Consider the following 25,915-nt stretch of genomic DNA (forward strand, 5'->3'; position numbering starts at 1 on the left):
TGGCCTTCGTTCGGTCGCGTCTGGTTTCATCAGCGCTCCTTATCGCAAAATGTGAGCCTGGCGTTTCCGCTGGCAGCGGGCGTTCTGTGGCGGTTCGTCGAATTCTTTCCGTTTCAATCCACCGACTTTTTCCGGGTGCAGACATGGCGATGGACCGCGCCGGTTGGGAGCGGTCCATCGTCCGGAGTTGTTTTTAGGTTCGAGGCGGTGTGCGGGCGGGTTCGTGGCCGAGGTCGGCGGCGAGCTGACGCATCCGCATGTCAATAGACTCTTCCCGGACCTTGGCGGGGTCGAAGTTTGCTTGGCTTTCCCGGTTGGAAGCGACAACGGCCATAGCCAGGATCAGCTTGACCATCGGGTCACGCCGCGGCCCGTCGGTCAGCTTGCTCAGCCCCGTCACATGGGCCGATTTGAGATGGCTGAACCGCTGCTCGGTCAGCGCGCGAGCTGCCTCGAAGTACACCGCATGTTCCCAGCTCCCGGGTACCAGATCCCATTGCGCGCGCTTGAACTGATCCGGAGTGAGGGTGACCATGACGCTGGACTTGGCGCAGCAGCCACGTTCGTGGCCCTGCCAGGTCGGCTCCGCGACCGGGACACCGCGGCGGCCGTACTGCATGGATTCGGGTTTGAGTGGGCACATGACGTTCCCCAACGCCGCCGGACAGACCAGTTTGACCTTCACCACCTTGTTGCGTGAGCGACCCAGAACAGGCCTGCCGTGCCCGCCTTGTGCGTAGAAGGGCCGTGAGTTGTAGCCCATGAGGTAGGGCAGGATGCGCCGCAACCGCTTGTCGTGGAGGCGGAACTGGTCATTGCTGAGAAGGTATTCCATCTTCGGTGCGCTGTGGCCTTTGATCTTCTCCAGGACGGCGGGGCAGAAGAATGCCCCGGCCCATTGGAGAGCGCCCGGTTCGGGCTCAGAGGCGGGCGCCCCGGCAGGTTTCGTCGAGGGACATTCGAGCCCCCAGCCCTTGGGAAACCGGCCGACGAAGTTGTAGCGACGTTCGAGCAGGATGTCGGCAGTTTTGTCCTTCGTGTTGTAGGCCATGTCGGAAACCATGAACGGCCACTTAGCGCGAAGGCTTTCGGGACGTCCGGTCAGACCGTTGGCCTCGGCTCGTTCAAGCGCATCGGCCATGCCTTCCGGGCTTCCTGAGGTTCCGTAGTGGATGGCAACGCCGACGAAGACCGGGGCCACGGCGTGCATCGCAGTGGGTTTACCAATGCGGGTCAGTGCTGTCATCTCCAGGGTCATCCCCGCGTAGGTGATCTGGCGGGTGGCGCCGGTGCCGTCGCTGGCCGCAGACTTGCGGTCGCGCACGTGGTAGTTCGCACTCGGTACAGCGCCGCGCATCTTGTCGTCGGCGACGCCGATCGTGCCGTCCTGTTTGGCGACGAGGTAGAGGGTGCCGTCGACGACGAGGTCTCCCCGACAGCCTTCGGGGTTCTTGACCTCCACGGACGCCGCGACGAGGCGGTTGATGGCCAGGTGCACAAGTCGTGCGGCGCGTTCAGCATGCTCGCGTTGTTCATCGGTGCGCTTCTTGAGGCGGGCGTCATAGTGGGCATTGGTCATGCGCCTGGCCGGCAGGTCAGCCCAGGAATCGAAAGGCCTGAGTCGGCGTGTCCACCAGGCGCCGAAGCGCTTGTACTCAGCATGGTGTTGTCGCCAGATCCGCGAGCAATCCTGGTCGTCCATGCCGACTGCGCTGCGTTGGGTCGCGGTGAGCTCCGTGATCGTCTGCAGGATGCCCGTCAGTGTGGGGGGACGTTTCATGATGACCCTGATCAGCAGCGAGACCAGAACCGCGGTGGTTGTATAGGCGATGCCTTGTCGGCGTTGCCCGACCGCCTCACGACGATGAGGGTGTTGATCGTCGATGAGTTCGGCTACCCCGGATTCCCACACCAGGTGGCGGGCGTAGTTGAAGAGGTCGTCGGCGATGATGCACTCAGGTTTGCGTGCGGCGATCATCGCAGACTCTCCTGCTGGATGGTGATAGCGTGCCGGATTTGAAGTGCGGCAATTCCTTTCGTAGATCGCTCAATACCCTCAGGTCCGCAACATCCGCTAACTGCAACAACATCGCTGTGGGTATGCGTCGTTCGGCCATATCGAGAATCCACCGGTTGCGCAGCGCCGCCGCCCTGACGGGTGGATATCCCTTGTTGGTCAGCTTTTCGCTGATGCGGTTAACGATGTTGCGTTCAGCGAACTCGGCGTTAGGGGCCAGCACTAGGCCGTCGCCGACTCGGGCCGCCAATTCGATGAGCCGGGAGTTGATGCCGGGTTCCAGGACCGGTACCTGCCGTGCACCGCCGGCGGCGTTGGGCAGGGTGACGACGCAGATCGCTCGGCTATGTGAGCGCACGGTGGTGATCGCCGTTCCTCGCAGGACCTTGAAGTCGGCCGCACGAGCGCCGACACCGTAGCTCAGATCCGCCAACGCCAGCGCTCGCATCCCCAGCGGGGTGGGCAATTCCCAGACGACCCTGTAGAAGGAGCGGATCTCGTCGTAGCTGGCTGCCTTTCGCTTCGTCCGCGCCACCGGCGTTACCCGCTCTGGCGGGTACTCCCGGGGATGGAATAAGCGTCCCGCCGTGTAGAGGACGTGTCGGACTTGCCGATGACCTCGGGGGCTCTGCGCTCCGGTGACCTCCAGTCGCTCGTCGACAGGTCCGCGTTTGAGAGCTCGCTTGGCATCGACGACGCCACCGACGGCGGCCCAGGCCAGATGCCGCGCCACCTCAGCGCACGATTTCTTGTCGGTCGCTGCGGTGGTGAACTCAGTCATGCACTGGACCTTCGCGGCCTCCAGAACCGCTTCCCTGGCGATCTCGGGGTCCGGGTAGCGGATCGTGATCGCAGTAAGCATGGCCATGCGCTCTTCGAGATCAGGACCCGGCTCCGGCACCGGCGTTAAGGCGGCGCGTTGCATAAACGCCGATGCCGCTTCCAGAAGCGGCTCGGGCGGTACCGCGTCAGGAACCGTCACCGACGCATCCGCCGTAGTGAACTTCTTGAATCGGGCCATCAGCGACCACCACCGACCACGCGGTGTGGTTGGTTGACAATCGTGCGTGGGCACGCTGAAATGAACACAGTCCTCCTTGGAGGGTTTGAAGAGCCTCAGAACTCTTTGTTTGTCTGGAAGCCGGGCGGCAACCCGGCTTTCGGCATTTCTGGGCGGCACATGCCGCAGGAAGCGCCGTTACCGCACTCAAGCTAGGTGTTCGGTGCACCTCCCAAATTCCGTTCGGGAGCAACAGGATTGAGTGGAGACTCGATAGACTCTCCGCGATCGACCCGCCGCTGGCTCAGCGCCAGCTTTAGGAGTTCACTGCCAGCCTGCGACAACGTGATGTCGGCGGAGTCCGCGTACGTGTAGACGGCTTCGGCGATTGCCGGAGGCAGGCTGAACTCAACCCGCACCCGTGAAAGGCGCCCATTCCGTGGCCTGCCCATCGCAGCTCCCATCGAGTCCCGGAGATTTGTCGAGAGATCCCCGGCCGTAGATTAACCGGCCCATCACGCTAAACATTCTGCTGTTGAGGGCTTCTCGCACTAGTTGGTGTCGAAGTTCACCGCATGTGGTGAACTTCGAAAGCTACGCACCTCGGTGACGAAGATGGTGCCCTGTTCAGGTCATGGTTCCACTCGATGTACGCGCTCTGTGCTGCATAACCGTTGCATGACAACATATTTCGACTTCCCGAGAGCAAACAGGGCTTCCAGGTTGATCGAACTCGCGACCGCCACTAAGTTCCTGCGCACGGTACGCGACAATGCAGATCAAAACATCCAGCTACAGCCTCAGAGAAATCCTTGCGGACGGTTCTGCGCGCGCGTGTCGCCGGCGCTGACGCATCGACTGCAGCGAGAACCCAGGACGGGGCACGAGACACGCAGCTTCGTCTATCGCCAGATCTGACGATTCCATTCAATCAGCAACCACGGCAACTGAGTCCGGTTCTCCGGCGATACGCCTGACGGTAGCCCGCTGCGCGTCGGTCAGCATGTCCTCGGTGTAGTCATCGATCGCGAGAGCCCACCACACCGTTCTCATGTTGGGACATTGAGGACAACAGCGGGGGCCGACGACGCCGAACTTGCCCATGCGCGGCGGGTAGTCCCATCCGAGGTCGAATGCTTTGGCCGGGGTCAGGATCTCCTCAACCCCGCACACTTCGCAGATGTGCCGCCACTGTGGTTCGGTGTCCGTCATGCGGGCCAGTCTCGCCTGAAGGAGTGACAAGTGTGCGAGGCGGGCGAGGCGCACCTCGGCACCGCACCCCAAGGTGTCGACCAGGCCGCGCACACACCCAAGCGGCTATCGGCCGTGCTGGCCTCAAGCCGGCCGCGGCGCACGCCGGGTTTAGTGAGAATGCCGCCGCCGAGGCCACCGTGATTGGCCACCTCGTCCACGACCAACGAGCGCGGCCAGATCACCCCGGTTACGACCGCCAGCTCACCGGAACTGCTGCACCTGTCCGGTGGTGACGGCGAGGTGTTCGTGACGGCCATCGCCATCGAGGACACCCAGACGCAGCGCGACCTACTCGGCGATCAGATCACTGCGCAGGTGCTGCCGGACTGGAGTGGCCGCCCCTGGGCCGACTTAGGCCGCCCCATCGTGGCCAGGTCGGTGTCGCCGACTTCGTGGTCCGGGTTCAGAATCCCGTCACCGGCCCGACGTTGGCATTGCCACGTGACCGACGCCGCTACTCTGGGTATCGGTTGAGGCAGTCACGGGCTAAGTCAGAAGGAGGTGAGGACGATGTCGTCCGAAACGCCTCCGGCACCACATGAGTGGCGGACATGGCCTGACATAGCCGAATTGTTCAATGGGCCAGAGGATTCTGGCTGGATCGCGGACCAAGACCGAGTTGCGCAGGACGTCCGCGATCCAGATAGCGACCATCGAAGCGGCACTTGATTGTGTCGAGTGACGCGAAGATGGTGTCACGGCCGTTGGTCAGTCCGTCGCGTTGACGTCGGCCATTCCAGCGCACGTGGGCTCAAGAACGGGGGCAGCACCGTGAAAGGCCCACCGCATGGCGTCGGCCAAACTATGGACGTACTCCTGTTCGAGCGCGTTGTCGTGCTTGCGCTTGATCCAGGCGGGGTGCTTGGCGAAGAGCAAGTAGGGCGAACGCGGCTGCCGACCGCTCGGCGCACGGAACGGCCACGGAGAGACCCGCGCCGAGGGATAGAAGAATGACAGAACACGTTTGGCGTCGACACCGAGCGCGATGACCAATCGTGGACGGACCAATTCGAGCTCGCGATGCAGAAATGACGAGCAGTTCACTATCTCGTGCTCATGGGACCCACGGTTCTTGGGCGGGTGACAATGCACCACGTTGCTGATGAATGTCTCGTCCTTTGCGCGGCCGGCACGCCTCAGACTTTCGTTCAGCAAGCTTCCACTTCCCTCGAAGAAGGGCTCCTGCGGCTTCATGCACTGCTCGCAGAGGCTTTGACCCACAATCACGACCGGTGAATAAAGGTTGCCCCAGCCAGGCGCAGCCTGGGTCACCCCCTCCTTGTTCATACCTGGACAGCGTGCACAGCTGCGGATCTCGTCATCGAGCTGGTTCTTTCGCTGCTGAAGCGAACCCTCAGAATCCTCGCGAATTGTCACCAGACTGCTCCCCTCGGAGTTACTGCGAGCCCCCGACACGCGGCACGGCTGACGCCGAGAGTACGGCGCACCACCGACACCGGCGGCCAAGTGTTTCGCTGTCAGGGAGGCGCGAGAGCGCGCGCAAGGGCCCTCGACGATCACCTGCTAAGCGTCGATCTGGCGCGCGCTTTGAGGATGACATCACTGCGGAGAATGCCCTAACTCCCCGAAGCACGCCAATACATCAGCGAGGGTGCAGTCGCGTCGAGACTGGCGTTGTTTGTCAATTCGAACTTTGGGCGTCGCGCTCGTCCTCTTCGACTGTTTGTACTGCATCGTCGAGTGCGTCGAGGAGCGCGTCCATGCGCTCGGCAGTGCGGGACTCCTGCCAAGACCGTGCGCAATCTAGGGCTTGCTCCAGGTCTGGCCAGTACCAGTCGGCTCCGTCGGTCCTGCGATTACCCACGCTGTACTCAGCCTCCGCGATGAAGGCGGCGATAACGTCGTCTGGGCTGGATAGGGCGTCGCGGATCCGCGCGATGTAGTCGCGCACCGCGCCTGCAGTCGTGATTAGTTCGAGTTCGGTGTTAATTGAATTCCCTTCCTGTAGAAGCTGATACACCGTCGGCCTGCTGACACCGGAGGCGCGCTGGATCGCTGTCTTGTCGCTGTCGAGCGGCATGCTGCGAATGATCTTGTAGATCTTGTCGCGTACACCGTCGGCAGCCCTTTGGTGCACAGCTCGTTCATCTCTTAGCACCACGAGGCGCTCGAATCTTCGATCCATGTACCGACTGTAAAGCACTTTACGGCACAGCGCGCCGGTATGTAAAGTGGTTTACAGCCGGGCGTCTGGAGCCTCCGGGAGGTATCTATCCTGCGAGCCCGTAATTCGAGCTCGATGAGGGGTCGTCGATCGTTCCCAGGTGGCGCAGCTGGTTCTGTATCCAGCGCCCCTGAGGCACCGAAGCACACTCACGAGTCGATCACCCAGTACTCGCCGCCCTCGGCTATCCACGCCGTGGCCCCCGTCAGAGAATTGCAAAGTACCCACGCAACCGCTTGCGGTCCTGCAACCGTGGCCGTCGCCGGCGATGCAAGGAAGTCACCGACCGAGGCGCTGACAGCACGTATTCTTGCCACGTCATGCCCGTCCATGCGCAACACAACAGGTGAATCAAAAGAACGTCTCACTTCGTGCACGGGTTTGAGGTCATTCAAGTTTCCTAATTCTCCGTCGCACAGCAGGTTCGACATGGCGATCACCTGCCCGTCAGGCAGCCGAATTTCGAAGGCGCCGAGTATCGCGAGTCCGCTGTCGAAGCTTTCCACAAGCAACTCAACGTCTTCGAATCGGAGGTTCTCGACGATTGCGAGAGCTGGGGTGGCGTTCAGAATGATTTGCTTGAGTTGGCCGTCCAACTCCCCGTCGGCCGGCTCGCGAAGCTCCAGTACGACGACCCCATAGGTTGACGCCACCCTTCTTGCGCCGACCTGGTATCGGGCAGTCGTCACCATCACGCCTGTCACTGGCCTATCCGGATCCTGTATGTCGTCGACCACCGACCGAAACGCATGCAATTGGCCCTGTTTGATGTCGGACTTGTAAGAGCGCGCCTCGAACACCAGCCGGTGAGGCTGTCCACGCTCATCGCGAAAATCCCAAACAACGTCCAGCTGGTTTGTAGTCGCGTGTCCTTTGATGTCTTCGTCCCACCGAATCCGCTCAGTGCGGACAGGTGCTCGTTTGGCGAGACGCCTAACCAAGCTCTCCACAAATTGTTCGTACTCCGCGCTTTCCGGAGGAGTTGTCATACGCGTAACCGTCGCACACGGCGTCGAGACATCGGGATGATTGCCGAGACACGCCGACTTGTCGGTTGATTGGTCTCAACCCGACGCAGTGTTGCCCTGCCCCCTTCATGTTCATTTCGGCAGAGTGCGTGGACGTGGCCGGCCGGATGTTCGCCACTCATCGTCACAGCAGACTGCAGGTCGGCGAACCAGGGGCTTGCGCTGACTTCGAACGGCCCGAACCTCCCGTTCGGCATTTTCGCGCTGGTGGCGAGACTGTCTGCAGTACGCGACAGCATGATCTGGAGGGCGCTCTCGTTTTCAACCGGGGTCTTGGCGAAGTAGCTGGGCACGTGACCTCCCAGGAATGAAAGCCCTGGCGCGCTTGGACGTGTTACGCAGCAACAGCAGCGCAGTTCACATTTACGTTCGCCTTAATGAGTCAGAATGGAGGTTCGTCATCCGCGGAAACGCCGGTGTCGAACTCCCAGCCAGTATCGCCCTCATCGCCTTCGGCCAAAGGCAAGGCCTTCAGCCAGTCTGCCGTAACCGTCATTGTCCGGCTGTCCGGAGCCGTAGCAGCCGGAAGTTCGGCTATCTTCACCACAACCGGCACTTGGGTCGCCACGCCTGCCAATACGCATGCACCTCTGGGCAGGATCGGCAACGATTCGAACGAGATTCGGTCGAGGTAGGCCACGGCCTTTTCGATTGCTTGGATGTCTAGATTGTTCACTAGGCGGTGCAGGAAGTAATTGTGGAGCTGGGAGATAATTGTCGGCGATATGTCGTGTGGACGCTGGCTAGCGAGCGTCATGAAGACGCCAAACTTTCTCCCTTCTTTAACGATTTCCTCGAAGGTCTCCAACCGATAGTCGCGCCATGCCTCACTCTCCCTTGAAGATTCGAGCGACAAAATATTATGGGCCTCGTCGATAATGAGGCCGAGGTAACGTTGATTGGTCGGATCGATAACCTTTTTTCGATCGTAAAGATATTTGCATAACAACATGGGAATGACCTTGCGCATAGCCAAGTTCACGTCCCGTAGCGACACCACGATCAACGGTTCACCAAAAGAGTCGTCGCCGGCAGCTTCAACCAGCTTCTTGATGTCTGGCACCCGAGTTTCCAAACGCTTAATGAGCGGGGCGAGATGCTCCCGGTTCGAGAATCCGCTGATGACGTCGTTGTAGTACTGGAGAACGATCTTGAACCGAACCAAATCGATGCCGGGCTCGATCGAGGTGAAATCGATGTTTAAAGCAGCGACCCTGTCTTTCGTCAACGCCGACCAGGAAGGGTGATCCGGATCGATGGGCGATCCGCTCCAAGCTCCCCAGTAAAACTTTCGCATGGTCGCGTTGTAGTGCAGGTTCTGCTGAAAGTCTTGAATCAGAGCCGCGAGCTCGCCGGAGGAGTTGGGCCCAAGGCAGGTTTGAACTTCAGCAAGCAGATTCAGGACGGTTTGGCGATCGAGCGAAGTATCGCTGCTTTTTGTTGCACGCAAAATCATGTCGCCCAGCACGCCGAGGAGGTCGCCCGAGTCGGCGAGACGCTGCTCCCAGTAGTCGCTCGACAGTACTCTCGCTAAGAAGGGTGCCTGGGTCTTCTCTGTGGCGTCGAGGAGCACCGTCCAGAAGCTGAGGTCGCCGATCGCACTCTGTGGCAGAGGCAGTCGCGGCCCGGAGTCCGTCCTTGTGCTGAGGGCATACTCGCGCTTGTTCCCCTGCCCAGTGATGACCGAGGTTGACGCTAATTGGCCGTCCGCACCGTCACGGCTGAGGTACTCACCGTTGAAGTCGATAAGCACGAACTGAGCTCGTTGCCGAAAGGTCTGAATCGAACCGTAACGCTCAAACAGCTCATGAAAAAGCTTTGCGAGCGTGTAGGACTTTCCGCTGCCTGTGTTCCCGAAAATCCCAACATGACTCGCGAAGATTGCGTTGATACCAACGGATACGGGCTGGGTCGGCTCCATTGCCAGCGCACCGATAATAATCGCTTCATCGTCGTCGGCAACGAAGGTGTGAATGAGTTCAAACTCGCGTTGCGTCAGGATGAAACACTCATTGTCGAGCAAGGGCAACTCCCTCACGCCCCGCTCAAAACCTTCGTCTTCCAGATACCCGACAAGGCTTACCTCAAGCTGGCGAGATAGCGGGTCAGCCCCTCGCTGATATACGGCCGACACGGACCGATCTTCTTCGACGAATTCACCGTCTACTTTAGCAATGAGTTCGGCGAAGCCTTTCGTGATCTTGACGTAGCTGCCGACTGCAACGTTGCGAACTAAACCGCCTTTGTACAGGAGATGGGAAGTGTTCTTTAATTTGTCCACCGCGATTTTCACGCGGCGGCCATCGACGGACGTGACGCGCCCGACCCGGAACACCGCGTCGCGCTCGAAGTCGACCTCGTCGATCATTGATCGCCCTCCGGCACGGTTGCGCGGATGTTGAGTTCAATACGCTGATCCGGCTGTGGGAGCTTGTCGGCTACAATTGGCGCGAGTGGCGAGTTCCCGATACTGAGTCCACCCGGTTCTCGAGTCGGGTTGGTTTGATCCGTTCTCAGTTGATGCTGCAGGCCACCGGGGTGTGGGTGCACCTGCACGCCGCAGCGTACTCGGCCGGCGTCAAGTACCCCAGGGCCGAGTGGCGGTGTCGGTGGTTGTGCTCGTGCTTGAAGTCGCCGATGACCACGCGGGCCTCGAACAGGGTGTTCCAGTAGTTGCGGTTGAGGCACTCCTTACGCAGTCGGTTGTTGAACGATTCGATGTAGCCGTTGTCCCACGGGCAGCCCGGCGGGATGTACACCATGCCGGTCTTGTTCTTGCAGAACCGTTGCAGCGCTGCCGAAACCATCTCCGGTCCGTTGTCCATGCGCAGCACCTTCGGTGGGCCACCATGGGCGGCGAACACCTCCGTGAGCTCCTCGACCAGGCGTTCGCCGGTGATCGAGCGCTCCACCAGGTTCAGCAGCGACTCGCGGGTGTGTTCGTCAACCATCGAGGCGATCTTGATGGCCTTCCCGTCGATGGTGGAGTCGAACTGGAAGTCGATCGCCCACACCACCTTCGGCGCATCGGCGAGGACCGGCGGTACCGAGGAGACCCCGGCCCGCTTGCGGGGGCTGTGCACCCGCACCTGCAGACCTTCCTCGCGCCACAGGCGGTGGATCTTCTTCTTGTTGACCTCACGGCGCTCGTTGTAGCGCAGCGCCGCCCAGGCTCGCCGGAACCCGTGGCAGGGGTGTTTGGTGGCATAGGCGCGCAGCCAGGCCCGCATGTCGGCGTCCGGATCATCAGGGGTCTGCCCGAGCGGCAGGCGGCGGTAGGTGGAGCGGGCCAGCCCAACAGCCTTGCACGCCAACCGTTCCGACATGCTCAAGGTGTCCTTGAGCATGTCGACGGCGCGGCGCTTGGCAGCTGGGCTCAGAATTTTCCCTTCGCGACCTCCCGCAACGCGTCCTTCTCAAGCTCGGCCTCGGCCAGCAGCCGCTTGAGCCGGGAGTTCTGCTCGCGCAGCTCCTTGAGCTCCTTGGCGGCGTCGGTATCCATCCCGCCGTAGGTGCGCCGCCAGTTGTACAGCGTGGCCGGCGAGACCTGCAGCTCGGCCGCGATCTCCTCGCCAGTCTTGCCCTCAGCAGCCAGCTCATCCGCCCGGCGCAACTTGCGCACGATGTCCTCCGCGGAATTCCGCTTCCGACCAGCCATGTGTCCCATCGTCCCTTCTGGCCCGACATCGGGCCACAGGACTCTAAAACTGGTTGGATTCATTCAGCGGGAACACGCCACGAGGTAATCCTGCTCGATAACGTCGAGCGTTGCGAAACGTTCGTTCTCATCGATGCCAGGCTCCGACGGAGCCACAAACAGGATGTTCCCGTTCTTTACCTCTGTGTCGGGTAGAAGCTGTTCATAAGATCTTCGGTCGCCACGTGAGTAGCAGAACACGATCACCAACAGAGTAGGGTTCGTGCGAGCAGCCCGAAGTACTAGGTCACGTAGATGCTCGTCTCGAAACGAGAACCCATGCACAAGCAGGACGCTATTTTCCTTCTCCAGCTCGTTTGCGAACCGTCGAATCAGCTCGTAATAAGTCTCGTTCATGACGGTTGAGGCAAATTTGCGTTTGTCCGGGTTTACGATTCCCAACCGGTTATAAGCAAGGGCAAATCGTTTAACATCTGATAGGTCAGCGTCGTCTTGGAGAGCACTGTCTGCTTCGCTGACAAGGTCGGTTACAGGACGTATGGTCGGTCCCCAACCTTGCTGCTGTGGCTCAGCGGTGACGTCTAGAAGACGTGTCCGAGCAGCATCGAGCTTGCTCTCGACCTCCGCGACGACAGTGAGGCCGTGGTCAAAGAATATGTCGGTCTTGTTGTCGTCGCGGATCTCTTGACGCCATGCCGCCGACCCATGCAGCTTGACAAGGTTGAACACCGGGACCTCTGATCGGTGTTCGTAACGGCTTCCTGTACGGAAGCGTTGTGTTGAAGTCGCCAAGGTCGAAACGGGGTCTGATCTTGCCGCTGAAGCCGTCGCTGTAATCGATTCCGAGTTGCTCCAGCGCGACCTCAAAGATCATGTCGACGTTAGTTGTGAAGACGTTGATCTGCTTTGGGACCAGGGTGCTGTGGCGCTTAGTCAAGATACGATTGAGTGTTCGCAAGAACCTCGCGTATGAAAGCAACACCGTTTCGGCGGACTGGTCCCTAGCGAGGATTTTTTGATTCGGAACGAGGACATTCTCAAAGAAGTACGCCTGAATCGACGCGCGTACGAGCAGCTTGGACCTCGTGGTGCCCTGCAGTGCCGCGAGGTCGGTAAGTGCCTGCTCAATGTTTCCGAGCGACGCGAAGAAGCTACTCGATGTACCCGCACCGATCAGGAAGTTGAGGCGCGAGTCCTGAAAAATTGTCCGTAGTCGATCCGGCGAGATCTCTCCGGGGGCATCCGTCGTTGCGGGTTGTTGAGGTACCCCATTTATTCGAACTTCCGTCATGCCGTGCTACCTCTTTGCGAATGTAGTTGATGCGGGAGTGACTATTTTCCGGAACTCCTGCTGCCAAGCCCCCGTACCGAGCTGGTTGGCGAAGCCCCTTAGAAAGGAGTCGAGCGACGACGAAGCTGGTCTTCCAACCGCTACAACGTGGGCCGACCGGTCTCGGACTGCCCGTTCCTCTGACGGTCTCCGTCCGCGCCTTGGTCGGAAGGTCGTCTCGACCTTGTTGTCACCTGCCGCCCCGTGCGAGTGGAAGCGCATCGACAACCCAGAACTGCGGCCGCCGCGAACATACGTCACGCCGCGCCGCCTCGGGGTATCGCGTTGTCCCGCACGTTATTCAGGATGGCAACGATCTGGTCAACGTCAGTATCCGCGAATACGTGATCGGGCCCGGTGGGCGCGTGGTCGATGTAGGGCGACTCGTAGAGCCTCACGGGTTCCATGAAACCGTTGGCTGTCAGTTCGGTGATGATGAGGTTCACGAAACGGATCTGGTCGGCATTGAACTTCGTGCCGTCCAGGTATGCGCCGAAAGCTTCAGCGGCGGCTTCGCGGTCCAGCCCGACTAGTGACCGCACGAACAACCCCAGGCCATGCGACTGCTCCTTGGCCAGCTCGATATCGGCTTGCTCTCCCGTACCGCTCTCGACGAGCATCTGCTCCAACGAGGCGAGGTCATCCGGGGTCAAGGGCCTATTGCGTCGTAACCGTTGCAGCGCAACGTGATCCTGGTGCTGTCTGAGATACGCGCGGGCCTTGGCTTGGAAGCGTTCCCAGTTGGTGCCGGGCGTGATCCCCGGGAGATCAACGAGGGTGGCTTCGCTGAGTTCGTCGGCGAAGTCGGTATAGACCTGGTTCCGTTTCGCCTTCTCCAGGAACCGGAGCAAACCGCGTAGCTTGCGCCGCACCGACTCGAGCATCGGCAGGGTGACGTCAACCCACCACTCATCCCCGCCGACCTCTTCGAGAAGCCCCTCTTGTGCCTTCACCGACGGGATCGCTGTCTGGCTCAGCAGGCCAATTGCGATGTTCTGGATCTGTTCGCGTAGCCGTTCGGCCGCGACAGCGTCGCCTTCGAGTTGGGCGAGTTGACGGCGCAAGACGAGCATGTCGAAGCGCTTGGCGTCCTCGTCGTCGTCCTTGTGCGCTGACGGCAGCCCTGCGAGGTGTTCGGCGACATCGCCTGCGACATCGGGCGTCAGAGACGTCCAGGCCGGCCATTGCGAGTATTGCTCGACCAGCCGGCGGTGGGGTCGCACCAGAAAGTTGTCCAGGTTCATTCCCGTGACGGCCCGATGGAGCGACCACGCAACATCGACCCGCAATCCTCTTTCGGTCTCGGTGCCCTGCCCCTCGTCGGGTTCTGCCTCCGAGGGCGGCCAGGCGTGGTCGATTGCGGTGATCAGGCCAAGGCGCGTTTCGAACAGCCGCTGGTTCAATGACTTCTGGAACGAGCCTTCGGATCCCTGCAGGTCCTGGCTGAAGAATTCGAGGTTGCCGCAGAAGTCGAAGACGTAGAAGTTCTGCTTGTCCTTGCCGGGGCCGAAGAGATCGGGGCGTAGGCGGGTCCCGCGGCCGATCATCTGCCAAAACTTGGTCTTGGACCGAACAAGCTTAAAAAAGACGAGGTTGACCACGTCGGGGACATCGATGCCGGTGTCGAGCATGTCGACCGATATGGCGATGTGTGGGGCCTTGTCGGTGACGGAGAAATCGTCAATCAGCGACTGGGCATAGGCAGTGCTGTGGGTGATGACACGGGCGAATGTTCCAGAGTACTGCGGATATTGGACGTCAAAGCGTCGGGCGATGAACTCGGCGTGGGCTTGGTTCTTGGCGAAGATGATGGTCTTGCCGAGCCGGTCGCCCTCGGCGACGCGGTGGCCCTTGCTCATCAGTTCGGCGAGCACCTTGTCGACGGTGTCCTCGTTGAACAGGAACCGGTTGATCTCCTCTGAGCTCACCTCGTCAGGTGGGTCCTCGTCGCCCCAGTCCAGGGCGTCCCAGTCGTCCTTCTCCTCTTCGGACAGATCGGCGTAGCGGATCCCTTGGCGCAGGAATTTGGTGCCGACGGAGATCCCGACAGCAGGCACCAGGAAGCCTTCCTTGACGGCGTCGTCGAGGCTGTAGGCGTCCGTGGGCACGCCGTCTTCGAGGTGGAACAGCCGGTACGTGTTGTGGTCGACTTCGTCCTTAGGGGTGGCGGTCAGGCCGACGAGGAGTGAGTCGTACCAGTCGAAGATGGCCCGGTACTTCTGGTAGACCGAGCGGTGGGCTTCATCAACGACGACGAGGTCGAAGTAGCCGGGTCCGAATTTCCTGATGCCAGAGTCGGTGTCGTTGATGAGGTTCATCATCGTCGGGTAGGTGCACACGTACACCCGACCGTCGGTGATCTTTTCGGTCACCAGGTTCACAGTGGTCGCGTCGGGAAGGTGCGCCTTGAACGCGTTGGCGGCCTGGGTGACCAGTGCGGTGCGGTCGGCAAGGAACAGCACCCGTTTGACCCAGTTGGCTTCCATTAGCTGCTTCACCAGCGCGATAACGGTGCGGGTCTTGCCCGATCCGGTGGCCATCACCAACAGGGCTTCGCGTTCCTTGCTAGTGAACGCCTCGTCGATCGCGCGGATCGCGCGGTGTTGGTAATGCCGTTCTACGACGCCCGAGTCGATTGGCATGTCGGTCAACGGTTTGCGGGTGTCGCGGCGCTGGATCAGAAGCTCCAGTTCGTCCCGGGTGTAGAAGCCCTGGATCTCCCGCGGAGGGTAGCCGCCGGTGTCATCCCAGATCCAGTGCTCGAAACCGTTGGTGTAGAGGATCACCGGCCGACGCCCTGTCATCTTCTCCAGGCAGTCCGCGTACAGCTTGGCCTGCTGCTGGCCGGCCTGCGGACTCTTAGTGGTGCGTTTGGCCTCCACAATCGCCAGCGGAAGACCATCCTGGCCCCATAACACGTAGTCGACGGAGCCCTTGCCGTCGCCATTGGGCATGCCGGTGACCGGGTACTCGCGGTCCTTGGTGTCTGTCAGAGGCCAGCCTGCTTCGGCGAGCATGACATCGATGAACCGGTCACGGGTGTCGGCTTCGTTGTAGTCACGGTCATCGGTCTGCTGGTTGGCGGCCTGGGCCTTATTGACAGCCTCGCGCAATGCGGCGATCTCGGTGGCCTGCGCAGCGGCGAGTTCGTCCTTCTCGGCCAGCGCCTTGGCGTGGGCTTCATCCTGAGCGGCGAACTTCGCGGCGAGCTGCGCGACCTCCTGCCGGGATAACGGTGCGGCCTTCACCGCGATCTTCGGATCGAACACGGCCTTAATCGGAACTGACTGCGGCTGAGTCGAATACCGGAATGCCGCCCAAAGCATGACGTGGTGCAATTCGCGAAGCGCATCCAACGCCACCCGTGGCGGGATGGGCTGCGCCTCGTGGACCGCGGTGTTGCCAAGCTTGCGGATCAGGTTGAGCTTGGTGGCGATCCCAACGCCGACCTTCGACTTGAACTTCGGATCATTGATCTTGGCGGCCAGGTCGTTCTTGTACGGAATCGTCAGCGCCAGAACGTCATACAGGTAGTCGACCAAATGCTCGACAGTGCGTCGGCTGTAGAAACACGCCGAACGTGGATCACTCGTGGCATAGCTCTCCGCCCGCGCACAGTCGGCGTGCATCTCTGGCCAACCGATGAATTGCAGGAAGGCGAAGTTCGACATCTAACTACCTCACAGCCGACCGAAGAAGGCACGGGATTCGAGGGAGGCGAACAGCTCGTCTAAGGCCGCAGCAGCTTCAGCCCGGCAGGTTCGCTCTTCTTCTAGCTTTGCCATGATGTTGCAGAACTGTCGCTGGAGCTCGATCGGCGGTAATGGGCAGGGCAGCGCTCGCAGCCCAGGTCCGCTGAAGTTCTGCTGTGCCGACTGGTGCGAGCCGGCTTTGATGATGGATTGAATGGATCTAGTTCGCAGGAAGGCTGCTGCGAACCTTGGTTCCACCGAGTCGCGCAATTTGATCCGGATAAAGTAGGCCCCCGCAATGCAAAGTGGGTCATCGTGCTTGATCAAGGCAAGTTTGCCCACTGTGGCCCCCGTGCGCGCAAACAAAATATCGCCAGCAGTAAGTGCAAATTTTTGTCGTTCGTCATCCGTTACAGTCATTTTCGGCATCGGCCCAAAGTTGAGGTGCCCAGCTGTATCCAGATCGGTGATGCGAACGATCCGGACACCCTCAAACGAGTACGACTCGTTGTAGAAACGTGGCCCATACTGCATCGACGCCACGAGCTCCCCAAAACTATGCCTCGGCCAACCTCTTGGGTTCGCGATGGGGTCACCAAATAGCCGGTCGAAGATTGCTGACGCGAGCTCCGTCCAACTGCGCTCGATCTGAGCACGTTTGGTGCGAAGCGCATCAGCGTTGTCGAGGATCTCGGCGATGCGCCGCTGCTCGTCAAGTGAAGGGAGTGGGACGCGCAGGCCCTCAACAAAGTTTACGGGGACACGACGTTGGCCTGCGCTACCGGTCATTCGCCGCTCCCCTGCACGACGTACTTTGTCCTGCCGCAGGAAGTGCAGGAGGTATCGGTCATGGAGGCGCTCCGAAGGGCGCACCACGTGAAACTCGGTTGACCCGACGCCGATCTTGCAGCTGAGTCGCGCCTGCCCGATTTTGTTGTTCTCAAAGCATGGCGTGATCTTTGCAACGAGGATGTCGCCATCGGCGAAGGTGGTGTAGCCCTTGCTTACCTCGCGGAAAGGACGGACTGTTGTCGACTGTGTCAGAGCGCTCGCGATGTCTAGATCGGCCATGCCTACGAAGCTGACTTCTTCGTCCGGTGCGATCTTCTCTGCCTTCGGGTTGATGTCGGCCACATCCCCCAACGCAACCATCTTCACGACAGCATCGCCTTCAACTCCGCAAGCCCCGAGGCAATCTCGCCCTCGAGCTTCTCGATCTCCGCAATTATCTCGATCGGCGGCCGGTACTCGATCTCGTCATGAACGATCTCCTTGTACCGGTTCAGCGACAAGTCGTATCCCTGCGCGACGATGTCCTCCTTAGAAACACAGAAAGACTGTTCGGTTCGCGCCCGCTCAAGTTCAGATCCAGCGCGCTCGGTCCAACGCGACAGCACATCGGGAAGGTCGTTGGTCCCGACCGGATGCCGTTTGTCGTCCAACGAGAACCCATCAGCAGTGACGTCGTAGAACCACACATGATCGGTGCCGCCCGAGTCCGTCTTCGTGAACAGAAGGATCGCCGTCGATACCCCGGCATAGGGTCTGAACACACCTGCCGGCAGCTTCACAATCCCGTCGAGCTTCTGCTCTTCGACCAGCGCGCGCCGAAGATCCCTGTGCGCCTTCGACGACCCAAATAGCACCCCGTCGGGAACGATTACCGCCGCGCGGCCGCTAGGCTTCAGCAGTTTGAGAAACAACGCTACAAACAGCAATTCGGTCTTCTTGGTCTTGACCATTCGTTGGAGGTCCTTAGACGTCGACTCATAGTCCAAAGACCCAGCGAACGGCGGGTTTGCAAGGATCAGCGTGTACTTCTCGGCGTCCTCAGAAGCGCCCTCGGACAACGAGTCTCGATACCGGACGTCCGGCGCCTCGATACCGTGCATCAACATGTTCATGCTGGCGATCCGCAGCATGGTGTTGTCGAAGTCATATCCATGGAACATGCTGGCGTGGAAATGTTTCCGCTGGGCGGCATCGGTGAGCACCGACGGGTGCTCGTCGCGGATGTACTCCGCCGCAGCCACGAGAAAGCCCGCTGTGCCAGCTGCCGGATCACAGATCTCATCGGCTGGCGTCGGCGCCGTCATATCCACCATCAGCTTGATGATGTGGCGAGGCGTGCGGAACTGACCGTTGACACCAGCGCTCGCGATCTTCGACAGCAGGTACTCGTAAAGATCGCCATTGGTATCGCGGTCGTTCATCGGGATGTCGTCGAGCAGGTCCACAACTCGCGAAAGCAGCTGCGGGGTTGGAATCGTGAACCGGGCGTCCTTCATGTGCTCGCCATAGGTTGAGCCGTCGCCACCCAGGGTCCGGAGGAATGGGAAGACCTTCTCCCCGACCGTCGCGAACATGACAGCCGGCTCCTCATTCTTGAAGCGCGACCACCGCAGTTCTTGTTGGTCTGAACCGAACCGCAGCTGACCGGCTGCGCCGAGGCGAGCTTTGCGCTCCTCCAGGGTCTCCAGGTCGTCGAGGCGTCGGATGAACAGCAGGTAAGTGATCTGCTCGATGACCTCCAGCGGGTTGGAGATGCCGCCCGACCAGAACGCGTCCCAGACCCGGTCGACTTTGCTCTTCAACTCACCGGTGATCACGGCGGAGGCCCCCTCAACTCATCGTCTTGAACTGAACGGAACTGTATATAGGACCCAGCCGACAAGTGGAGCACAACGCTGAGGATCGACCTGGTAGATCGCGACCTCGCGACAAGCGACCACACAGACGGGGACTTGGGGCTCGATATCCCGCGGACCTGCCGTCGTGAGGTTCACCCCGGCCTTCTCCACCAAACGCAAAGGTCACGAACCATTTCTGGTTCGTGACCTTTGTGGTCGCAGTTCAAAAGAACCGCTCATTGTGGGCGAAGGGGGACTTGAACCCCCACGTCCCGAAGGACACTGGCACCTGAAGCCAGCGCGTCTGCCATTCCGCCACTCGCCCAAAACAACCGGGGGAGCGTATCACGGCCCAGGGGGTGAACCTCAACTCGCGCCCGCGGCTCTGATCAGCCTAGCGACCGCCGTCACACCCCCACGGTCGAGCCTCTGACCTGGCGTAACGGGATTCTCAGAATTCTCAGGGTGACGAGGCGTCGACCTGGGCCGATACCATCAGGGGACGGCGTGCGCCGATGCGACACGCGGCGGACTCGAGGTAGGCGGTGAGATGAGTAACCAGAGAGGTCTGGTTCAACGCATCGAGCGCAGACTCGAGAACACCCTGGGCGACGCCTTCGCCCGAGTGTTCGGCGGATCAATCGCGCCTGCGGAGGTAGAAGCCGCGCTGCGGCGGGAAGCCTCCGCGGGTGTGCAGAGCTTGCCCGGCGAACGCTTCTTGGCCCCCAATGAATACGTCATTACGCTCAGTGCATCTGACTTCGAGATGGTCAGCGCCGATCGCGATCTCACCACGATCTCTTTTGCCAGACACTTGGGCGGATACATCCGAGATCAGGGGTGGCAAACGTATGGTGATGTGGTTGTCAGGTTCGAGCAGTCGCCGAGCCTGCACACCGGCCAATATCGTGCGCGCGGCGTCGTCAATCCGGACGTCGACCCCCACCCGTCCCAAGCCAGCACCGCCCCAGCACAATCGAACCAGGCGTACACCCCAGAACCAGGAGTACCAGCGATGAGCGAAAACCCCCCCTACCGCGGCGACCAGGGTCAGGGGCGGCCCGGCGACGACTACTACGACGACCGCTACCCGCGCCCGGAAGAGCCGCGGCCCGCCGCCCCTGAGCAGCGCGGCCCGTATCCGCCCGAGCAAGGCGGCTACGCACCACCCGGTGAGCAGGGCTACGGCCAGCGGCAAGGCGGCTACCCGGAGCAGGGCGGCTACAGCGGCCAAGGCTACGAACAGCGCCCCCCGGCCGGCGGCGGCTACGGCGGCGGACAGGGCTATGACCAGGGCTACCGTCAGGGTCCGCCCCCCGGCTACGGCGCTCCGTCCTACGGCCCGCCGCAGGGCGGCGGTTATCCCGCTCAGGCGCCACCGGCCGGACCGCCCGCCGCTGACTACGGCCGTGGGCCGGGTCGGCACGAGGACGCCGGCTACGGCCGCCCCGAGCCCCGCCCCGCCTACCCGGATCAGGGTGGCTATGAGCAGGGCGGTTACGGCCAGCCTCCCAGTGGCTACGGCCGTCCGGAGTATGGCCAGCCCGAATACGGTCGCGGCTACGAACAGGGCGGTTACCCCGAACCCGCCGGCCGCGACTACGACTACGGTCAGCCCGCCGGGGGCGGCTACGCCGGTTACGCCCAGCCGCCCGCCCAAGGCGACTACCCGTCCGCCGGGCACGCCGTCACCCTGCAGCTCGACGACGGCAGCGGCCGCACCTACCAGCTTCGCGAAGGCGCCAACGTCATCGGCCGTGGCCAGGACGCCCAGTTCCGGCTGCCCGACACCGGGGTATCTCGCCGGCACCTGGAGATTCGGTGGGACGGCCAGGTCGCGCTGCTCTCCGACCTGAATTCCACCAACGGAACCACCGTGAACAACGCGCCCGTGCAAGAGTGGCAGCTGGCCGACGGGGACGTCATCCGCCTCGGTCATTCCGAGATCATCGTCCGCGTCCACTGAGGTAGGCGGGCCGCGGCTTGGTTGATGCGGGAGTGGCTTCACCCGCGCACCCACCGGCGTCCAAGTATCGTGACGGTGCCGTAGTCGGCCCGGTGCCTGCTGGTACCACGGGAACGGCAAGCGGGTACCAGGACGGAGAGGACGCCGGATGCAGGGACTAGTACTGCAGCTGACGCGCGCCGGCTTCCTGCTGTTGCTGTGGCTGTTCATCTGGTCTGTGCTGCGCATTCTGCGCAACGACATCTATGCGCCCACCGGCGCTGTGATGGTCCGTCGCGGCCTCGCGCTGCGCGGCACGCTGCTGCCATCGCGCCAGCAGCGCCACGCCGCCCGCTACCTGGTGGTGATCGAGGGAGCGCTGGCCGGTACCCGGATCACCCTGGGCAGCCAGCCCGTGCTGATCGGTCGCGCGGACGACTCCACGCTGGTGCTGACCGATGATTACGCCTCCACCCGCCACGCCCGGCTCTCCCAGCGCGGTTCCGAGTGGTACGTGGAAGACCTAGGATCGACCAACGGCACATACCTCGACAGGGCGAAGGTGACAACGGCAGTTCGCGTTCCGATTGGCACGCCGGTACATATCGGCAAGACGGTGATCGAGTTGCGCCCGTGACCCTTGTCCTGCGCTACGCCGCCCGCAGTGACCGCGGCCTGGTGCGCGCCAACAACGAAGACTCGGTCTACGCCGGGCCGCGGCTGCTCGCGCTAGCCGACGGTATGGGCGGGCACGCGGCCGGCGAAGTGGCTTCCCAGCTGGTGATCGCCGCACTGGCCCACCTCGACGACGACGAACCCGGCGGCGACCTGCTGAGCAAGCTCGACGAGGCGGTGCACGAAGGCAATTCGGCCATCGCAGCGCACGTCGAGCTGGAGCCCGAGCTCGAGGGTATGGGCACTACCTTGACCGCAATCCTGTTCGCGGGCAACAGACTTGGGCTCGTTCACATTGGCGACTCCCGCGGCTATCTGCTGCGCGACGGGGAGCTGGCGCAGATCACCAAGGACGACACCTTTGTGCAGACCCTCGTCGACGAGGGCCGCATCACTGCCGAGGAGGCGCACAGCCACCCGCAGCGCTCACTGATCATGCGGGCGCTGACCGGCCACGAGGTCGAGCCCACGCTGATCATGCGAGAGGCCAAAGAGGGCGACCGCTATCTGTTGTGCTCCGACGGCCTGTCCGACCCGGTCAGCCAGGAGACCATCCTGGAGGCCCTGCAGATCCCCGACGTCGCCGAAAGCGCCGACCGGCTGATCGAACTCGCCCTGCGCGGCGGCGGCCCAGACAATGTCACCGTGGTGGTCGCCGACGTCGTCGACCATGACTACGGCGGGCAAACCCAGCCGATCCTGGCCGGAGCGGTCTCCGGCGACGACGACAACACCGCGCCGCCAAACACCGCCGCCGGCCGCGCCTCGGCCATCACGCCACGGCCCGCAGCCGCCAAGCGGGTCGTAGCCGAACCCGAACCGCCGGCCAAACCGCGCTCACGCAGGCGGATGATCATCGCCGTCGCGGTGATCCTGCTGCTGGCACTGGCCGGTTTGGCGGTGGGCCGCCAGATCATCCGCAGTAGCTACTACGTGAGTGCCCACGACGGCACGGTCGCGATCATGCGCGGTATCGAAGGCTCGATTCTGACCTACCCGCTCCAGGAGCCCTACCTGTTGGGCTGCCTCAACGACCGCAATGAGCTGTCCCAGATCAGCTACGGCCAGCCCACCAACGCGCTGGGCTGCCAGCTGATGCGGCTGCAGGATCTGCGCCCCTCCGAGCGCGCGCAGGTGACGGCCGGGCTGCCCACCGGCAGCCTCGACGACGCGATCGGGCAGCTGCGGGAGTTGGCGCACAGCTCGCTGCTGCCGCCGTGCGCGCCGCCGCCAAGCAGCACACCGACCACCACCCCGGCAGCTACACCCGCCCCGACTCCGGCTCCGAGCGCACCTCCCGCGCCGGGGCCGTCGCCCACCTCAGCCGCGCCGGCATCGACGCCGGCACCCGCGCCCACGGCCGCACCGACGTCTGCGCCGGCACTGAGCGCCACCCTTACCCCGGCACCAGCGCCGTCGCCCACTCCGGGAACCGCGCCGGCGCCGACTGAAAGTGGCACCACCACAACCGGTTCCGCTGTTCCCGCGCCGCCGGTCAGTCCCGCGCCGACCGTGACACAACTGCCCGCCGCACCGCAGAAACCGGGCACCGACTGCCGGGCGGCGGCATGAGCACCCAACCGCAGGCACCCGTCACGCTGGCACCGACAACACCGACCCGGCGTAATTCCGAACTGGCGCTGCTGTGCTTCGCCACGCTGATCACCGTCGTGGCGCTGCTGATCGTGGAGGCCAACCAGGAGCAGGGCATCAGCTGGGATCTGGCCAGCTCCACACTCGCCTTCCTCACCCTGTTCGTCTGCGCGCACCTGGCCATCCGGCGCTTCGCGCCCTACGCCGACCCGGTGCTGCTGCCGGTCGTGGCGCTGCTCAACGGCCTTGGCCTGGTGATGATCCACCGTCTTGACCTGATCGGCGGCGCGCTGACAACGCAGCAGCGTCCCAGCGAGGAACAGCAGATGCTGTGGACCCTCGTCGGTGTTGTCGGCTTCTCACTCGTTGTGGTCTTCCTCAAAGATCACCGCATCCTGGCCCGCTACGGCTACACCTTCGGTCTGGTCGGCCTTGTGCTCCTGGCGATTCCGGCTCTGCTGCCCGCCCGCTTCTCCGAGACCAATGGCGCCAAGATCTGGATTCGCTTCCCGGGCTTCAGCATTCAGCCCGCCGAGTTCTCCAAGATCCTACTGCTGACCTTCTTCGCGGCCGTGCTGGTGGCCAAGCGCGACGTGTTCACCAGCGCCGGCAAGCATTTCCTTGGGGCCGACATACCGCGGCCGCGTGATCTCGCCCCGCTACTGGCCGCGTGGATCGTCTCGGTCGGTGTCATGGTCTTCGAGAAGGACCTGGGCACCTCGCTGCTGCTGTATGCCTCGTTCCTGGTGATGGTCTACATCGCCACCGAGCGGTTCAGCTGGGTGGTCATCGGCCTGACCCTGTTCGCAGCGGGCAGCGTCGTGGCCTACTACCTGTTCGGCCATGTTCGCGTCCGGGTGCAGACGTGGCTTGATCCGTTCGGTGACCCCGAGGGCGCCGGCTACCAGATGGTGCAGTCGCAGTTCAGCTTCGCCACCGGTGGCATTTTCGGCACCGGGCTGGGCAACGGCCAGCCCGGCACCGTGCCTGCTGCCTCGACCGACTTCATCACCGCCGCGGTCGGGGAGGAGCTGGGCCTGGTCGGCCTGGCCGGGGTGCTGATGCTCTACACCATCGTGATCGTGCGCGGGCTGCGCACGGCGATCGCCGTGCGGGACAGCTTCGGCAAGCTGCTGGCCGCCGGACTGGCCTCGACCCTGGCCATCCAGCTCTTCATCGTCGTAGGCGGCGTCACCGGGCTGATCCCGCTGACCGGTTTGACCACCCCGTGGATGTCTTATGGCGGCTCATCGCTGGTGGCCAACTACGTGCTGCTGGCGATCCTGATCAAGATCTCGCACGCCGCCCGGCGTCCCCTCATCACCAACCCGCACGCGTCCATCGCGGCCTCCAGTACCGAGGTGATCGAGCGGGTATGAACACTTCACTGCGCCGCATATCGGTGATGATCATGGCGTTGATCGTGCTGCTGCTGCTCAACGCCACGGTCACCCAGGTTTTCCGCGCCGACGGCCTGCGTGCCGATCCGCGTAACCAGCGGGTACTGCTGGACGAGTACTCCCGCCAGCGCGGCCAGATCACCGCGGGCGGGCAGCTGCTGGCTTATTCGGTGTCCACCAACGGTCACTACCGGTTCCTTCGGGTGTACCCGAATCCCTTTGTGTACGCACCGATTACGGGTTTCTACTCGCTGCGTTACTCCAGCACCGGGCTGGAACGAGCCGAGGACGGCATCCTCAACGGTTCCGATCAGCGGCTGTTCGGCCGGCGGCTGGCCGACTTCTTCACCGGCCGCGACCCGCGCGGCGGCAACGTCGACACGACGATCGTCCCGCGGATTCAACAGGCTGCCTGGGACGCACTGCAACAAGGCTGCACCGGCGGATGCCGCGGCTCGGTGGTGGCGCTGGAGCCGTCCACCGGCAAGGTCCTGGCGATGGTGTCCTCGCCGTCGTACGACCCCAATCTGCTGGCCACCCACGACACGGAGGAGCAGGGCACCGCCTGGCAGCAGCTGCGCGACGACCCCGCCTCGCCACTGACCAACCGGGCCATCGCCGAGACGTTCCCGCCGGGCTCGACCTTCAAGGTGATCACCACCGCAGCCGCGCTGCAGTCCGGCGTGACCGATAACGATCAGCTCACCAGCGCGCCGCAGATCCAGCTGCCGAACAGCACCGCCACGCTGGAGAACTACGGCGGCACCCCCTGCGGCAACGGCCCGACGGCGTCGCTGCGCGAGGCCTTCGCCCGATCCTGCAATACGGCTTTCGTCGAACTGGGTATCCGAGTGGGTGCCGACGCCCTGCGCAGCGCCGCTCAGGCGTTCGGGTTCGACAGTCCACCGGCGCCGATCCCGCTGGAGGTCGCGGAGTCGACGATAGGCCCGATGTCCGACGCCGCCGCGCTGGGAATGTCGAGCATGGGCCAGAAAGACGTGGCGGTGACACCCTTGCAGAACGCGTTGGTGGCGGCAGCGATCGCCAATTCCGGTGTGATGATGCAGCCGTACCTGGTGGACAGCCTCAAAGGACCGGACTTGTCCAACATCAGTAGTGCAGCGCCTCAGGAGCAGCGGCGTGCCGTTTCGCAGCAGGTCGCGGCTAAACTTACAGATTTGATGATCGGCGCCGAGCAGATGACCCAGCAGAAAGGGGCGATTCCCGGCGTGCAGATCGCATCGAAGACCGGTACCGCTGAGCACGGCACCGACCCACGCAATACCCCGCCGCACGCCTGGTACATCGCGTTCGCACCGGCCCAAAGCCCCAAGGTGGCGGTCTCGGTGTTGATCGAGAACGGCGGTGACCGGCTCTCGGCGACCGGCGGCGCGCTGGCCGCCCCGGTCGGGCGGGCAACCATCGCGGCGGCTTTGCAGGGGACATCGTGACCCCCCGAAGCAGAGCGAAGCGAGGCGAGCAATGACCCCCCGCAGGCGAGCGAAGCG

The 25,915-nt window shown here is 62.6% G+C and carries 19 protein-coding genes and 1 tRNA gene; 6 read left to right on the forward strand and 14 right to left on the reverse strand.

The window, feature by feature from the left end; all coding sequences use genetic code 11:
* Nucleotides 1-193 precede the first annotated feature (193 nt).
* The 3 genes from G6N38_RS10780 to G6N38_RS10790 form a co-directional block, all read right to left on the reverse strand.
* Nucleotides 194-1,978 carry a hypothetical protein gene (locus tag G6N38_RS10780; protein ID WP_163747524.1) on the reverse strand — a complete coding sequence of 595 codons (1,785 nt, stop codon included), beginning with the start codon at nucleotides 1,976-1,978 and terminating at the stop codon, nucleotides 194-196.
* Entirely contained in the window at nucleotides 1,956-3,038 is a 1,083-nt protein-coding gene (locus G6N38_RS10785; RefSeq protein ID WP_163747525.1) for a hypothetical protein, read from the reverse strand. Before G6N38_RS10785 ends, G6N38_RS10780 begins: the two co-directional genes overlap by 23 nt.
* Before the next feature lie 906 nt (nucleotides 3,039-3,944).
* Nucleotides 3,945-4,229: a hypothetical protein gene (locus G6N38_RS10790; protein WP_163747526.1), complete on the reverse strand. Its 285-nt coding sequence runs from the start codon at nucleotides 4,227-4,229 to the stop codon at nucleotides 3,945-3,947.
* Nucleotides 4,230-4,412: 183 nt separating this feature from the next.
* Here G6N38_RS10790 and G6N38_RS10795 point away from each other — a divergent pair, with 183 nt between their 5' ends.
* Nucleotides 4,413-4,745, forward strand: coding sequence for a hypothetical protein (locus G6N38_RS10795; RefSeq protein ID WP_163747527.1), 333 nt, complete (start codon nucleotides 4,413-4,415; stop codon nucleotides 4,743-4,745).
* A gap of 234 nt (nucleotides 4,746-4,979) precedes the next feature.
* Here G6N38_RS10795 and G6N38_RS10800 read toward each other — a convergent pair whose 3' ends face one another.
* From G6N38_RS10800 to G6N38_RS10850, 11 genes are all read right to left on the reverse strand, one after another.
* Nucleotides 4,980-5,792 (reverse strand): uracil-DNA glycosylase family protein, encoded by an 813-nt coding sequence (locus tag G6N38_RS10800; RefSeq protein ID WP_246227858.1) that lies wholly within the window; start codon nucleotides 5,790-5,792, stop codon nucleotides 4,980-4,982.
* A gap of 121 nt (nucleotides 5,793-5,913) precedes the next feature.
* The gene (locus G6N38_RS10805) at nucleotides 5,914-6,312 is read right to left on the reverse strand and encodes a hypothetical protein (protein ID WP_163747528.1); all 399 of its coding nucleotides are present in this window, start codon (nucleotides 6,310-6,312) and stop codon (nucleotides 5,914-5,916) included.
* A 293-nt stretch (nucleotides 6,313-6,605) separates the two neighbouring features.
* On the reverse strand, nucleotides 6,606-7,445 hold the full coding sequence (locus tag G6N38_RS10810; RefSeq protein WP_163747529.1) for a restriction endonuclease: 840 nt from the start codon (nucleotides 7,443-7,445) through the stop codon (nucleotides 6,606-6,608).
* Between the two features lie 421 nt (nucleotides 7,446-7,866).
* Nucleotides 7,867-9,852 (reverse strand): ATP-binding protein, encoded by a 1,986-nt coding sequence (locus G6N38_RS10815; protein WP_163747530.1) that lies wholly within the window; start codon nucleotides 9,850-9,852, stop codon nucleotides 7,867-7,869.
* A 145-nt stretch (nucleotides 9,853-9,997) separates the two neighbouring features.
* Nucleotides 9,998-11,142, reverse strand: a protein-coding gene (locus tag G6N38_RS10820; RefSeq protein ID WP_407662964.1) for an IS3 family transposase whose coding sequence is annotated in 2 segments (ribosomal slippage) — nucleotides 9,998-10,878 and nucleotides 10,878-11,142 — 1,146 coding nt in all. Because the reading frame shifts where the segments join, the coding sequence is not laid out codon by codon here.
* A 63-nt stretch (nucleotides 11,143-11,205) separates the two neighbouring features.
* Entirely contained in the window at nucleotides 11,206-11,871 is a 666-nt protein-coding gene (locus G6N38_RS10825; protein WP_163747532.1) for a hypothetical protein, read from the reverse strand.
* Entirely contained in the window at nucleotides 11,789-12,433 is a 645-nt protein-coding gene (locus G6N38_RS10830; RefSeq protein WP_163747533.1) for a hypothetical protein, read from the reverse strand. Before G6N38_RS10830 ends, G6N38_RS10825 begins: the two co-directional genes overlap by 83 nt.
* Nucleotides 12,434-12,729: 296 nt before the next feature.
* Nucleotides 12,730-16,143, reverse strand: a complete 3,414-nt coding sequence (locus G6N38_RS10835; RefSeq protein WP_163747534.1) for a DEAD/DEAH box helicase family protein — start codon at nucleotides 16,141-16,143, stop codon at nucleotides 12,730-12,732.
* 9 nt (nucleotides 16,144-16,152) lie between these two features.
* Nucleotides 16,153-17,316 (reverse strand): restriction endonuclease subunit S, encoded by a 1,164-nt coding sequence (locus G6N38_RS10840; RefSeq protein WP_246227990.1) that lies wholly within the window; start codon nucleotides 17,314-17,316, stop codon nucleotides 16,153-16,155.
* Between the two features lie 2 nt (nucleotides 17,317-17,318).
* Nucleotides 17,319-18,773 (reverse strand): type I restriction-modification system subunit M, encoded by a 1,455-nt coding sequence (locus tag G6N38_RS10845; protein WP_163747536.1) that lies wholly within the window; start codon nucleotides 18,771-18,773, stop codon nucleotides 17,319-17,321.
* 263 nt (nucleotides 18,774-19,036) lie between these two features.
* Nucleotides 19,037-19,119, reverse strand: a tRNA-Leu gene (locus tag G6N38_RS10850).
* 225 nt (nucleotides 19,120-19,344) lie between these two features.
* Here G6N38_RS10850 and G6N38_RS10855 point away from each other — a divergent pair.
* The 5 genes from G6N38_RS10855 to pbpA all read left to right on the forward strand — a co-directional run bounded on the left by G6N38_RS10855 (nucleotide 19,345) and on the right by pbpA (nucleotide 25,858).
* Nucleotides 19,345-20,760, forward strand: coding sequence for an FhaA domain-containing protein (locus G6N38_RS10855; RefSeq protein WP_163747537.1), 1,416 nt, complete (start codon nucleotides 19,345-19,347; stop codon nucleotides 20,758-20,760).
* A gap of 148 nt (nucleotides 20,761-20,908) precedes the next feature.
* On the forward strand, nucleotides 20,909-21,376 hold the full coding sequence (locus tag G6N38_RS10860; protein WP_163747538.1) for an FHA domain-containing protein FhaB/FipA: 468 nt from the start codon (nucleotides 20,909-20,911) through the stop codon (nucleotides 21,374-21,376).
* A complete protein-coding gene (locus G6N38_RS10865) occupies nucleotides 21,373-22,986 on the forward strand; it encodes a PP2C family protein-serine/threonine phosphatase (RefSeq protein ID WP_163747539.1) in 1,614 nt (537 codons plus the stop codon). Before G6N38_RS10860 ends, G6N38_RS10865 begins: the two co-directional genes overlap by 4 nt.
* Nucleotides 22,983-24,386, forward strand: coding sequence for a peptidoglycan glycosyltransferase RodA (locus G6N38_RS10870; RefSeq protein WP_163747540.1), 1,404 nt, complete (start codon nucleotides 22,983-22,985; stop codon nucleotides 24,384-24,386). Before G6N38_RS10865 ends, G6N38_RS10870 begins: the two co-directional genes overlap by 4 nt.
* A complete protein-coding gene (gene pbpA / locus G6N38_RS10875) occupies nucleotides 24,383-25,858 on the forward strand; it encodes a D,D-transpeptidase PbpA (RefSeq protein WP_163747541.1) in 1,476 nt (491 codons plus the stop codon). The genes G6N38_RS10870 and pbpA overlap by 4 nt, the downstream gene beginning before the upstream one ends.
* Nucleotides 25,859-25,915 lie beyond the last annotated feature (57 nt).

This window comes from Mycolicibacterium helvum (assembly GCF_010731895.1).
Lineage (GTDB): Bacteria > Actinomycetota > Actinomycetes > Mycobacteriales > Mycobacteriaceae > Mycobacterium > Mycobacterium helvum.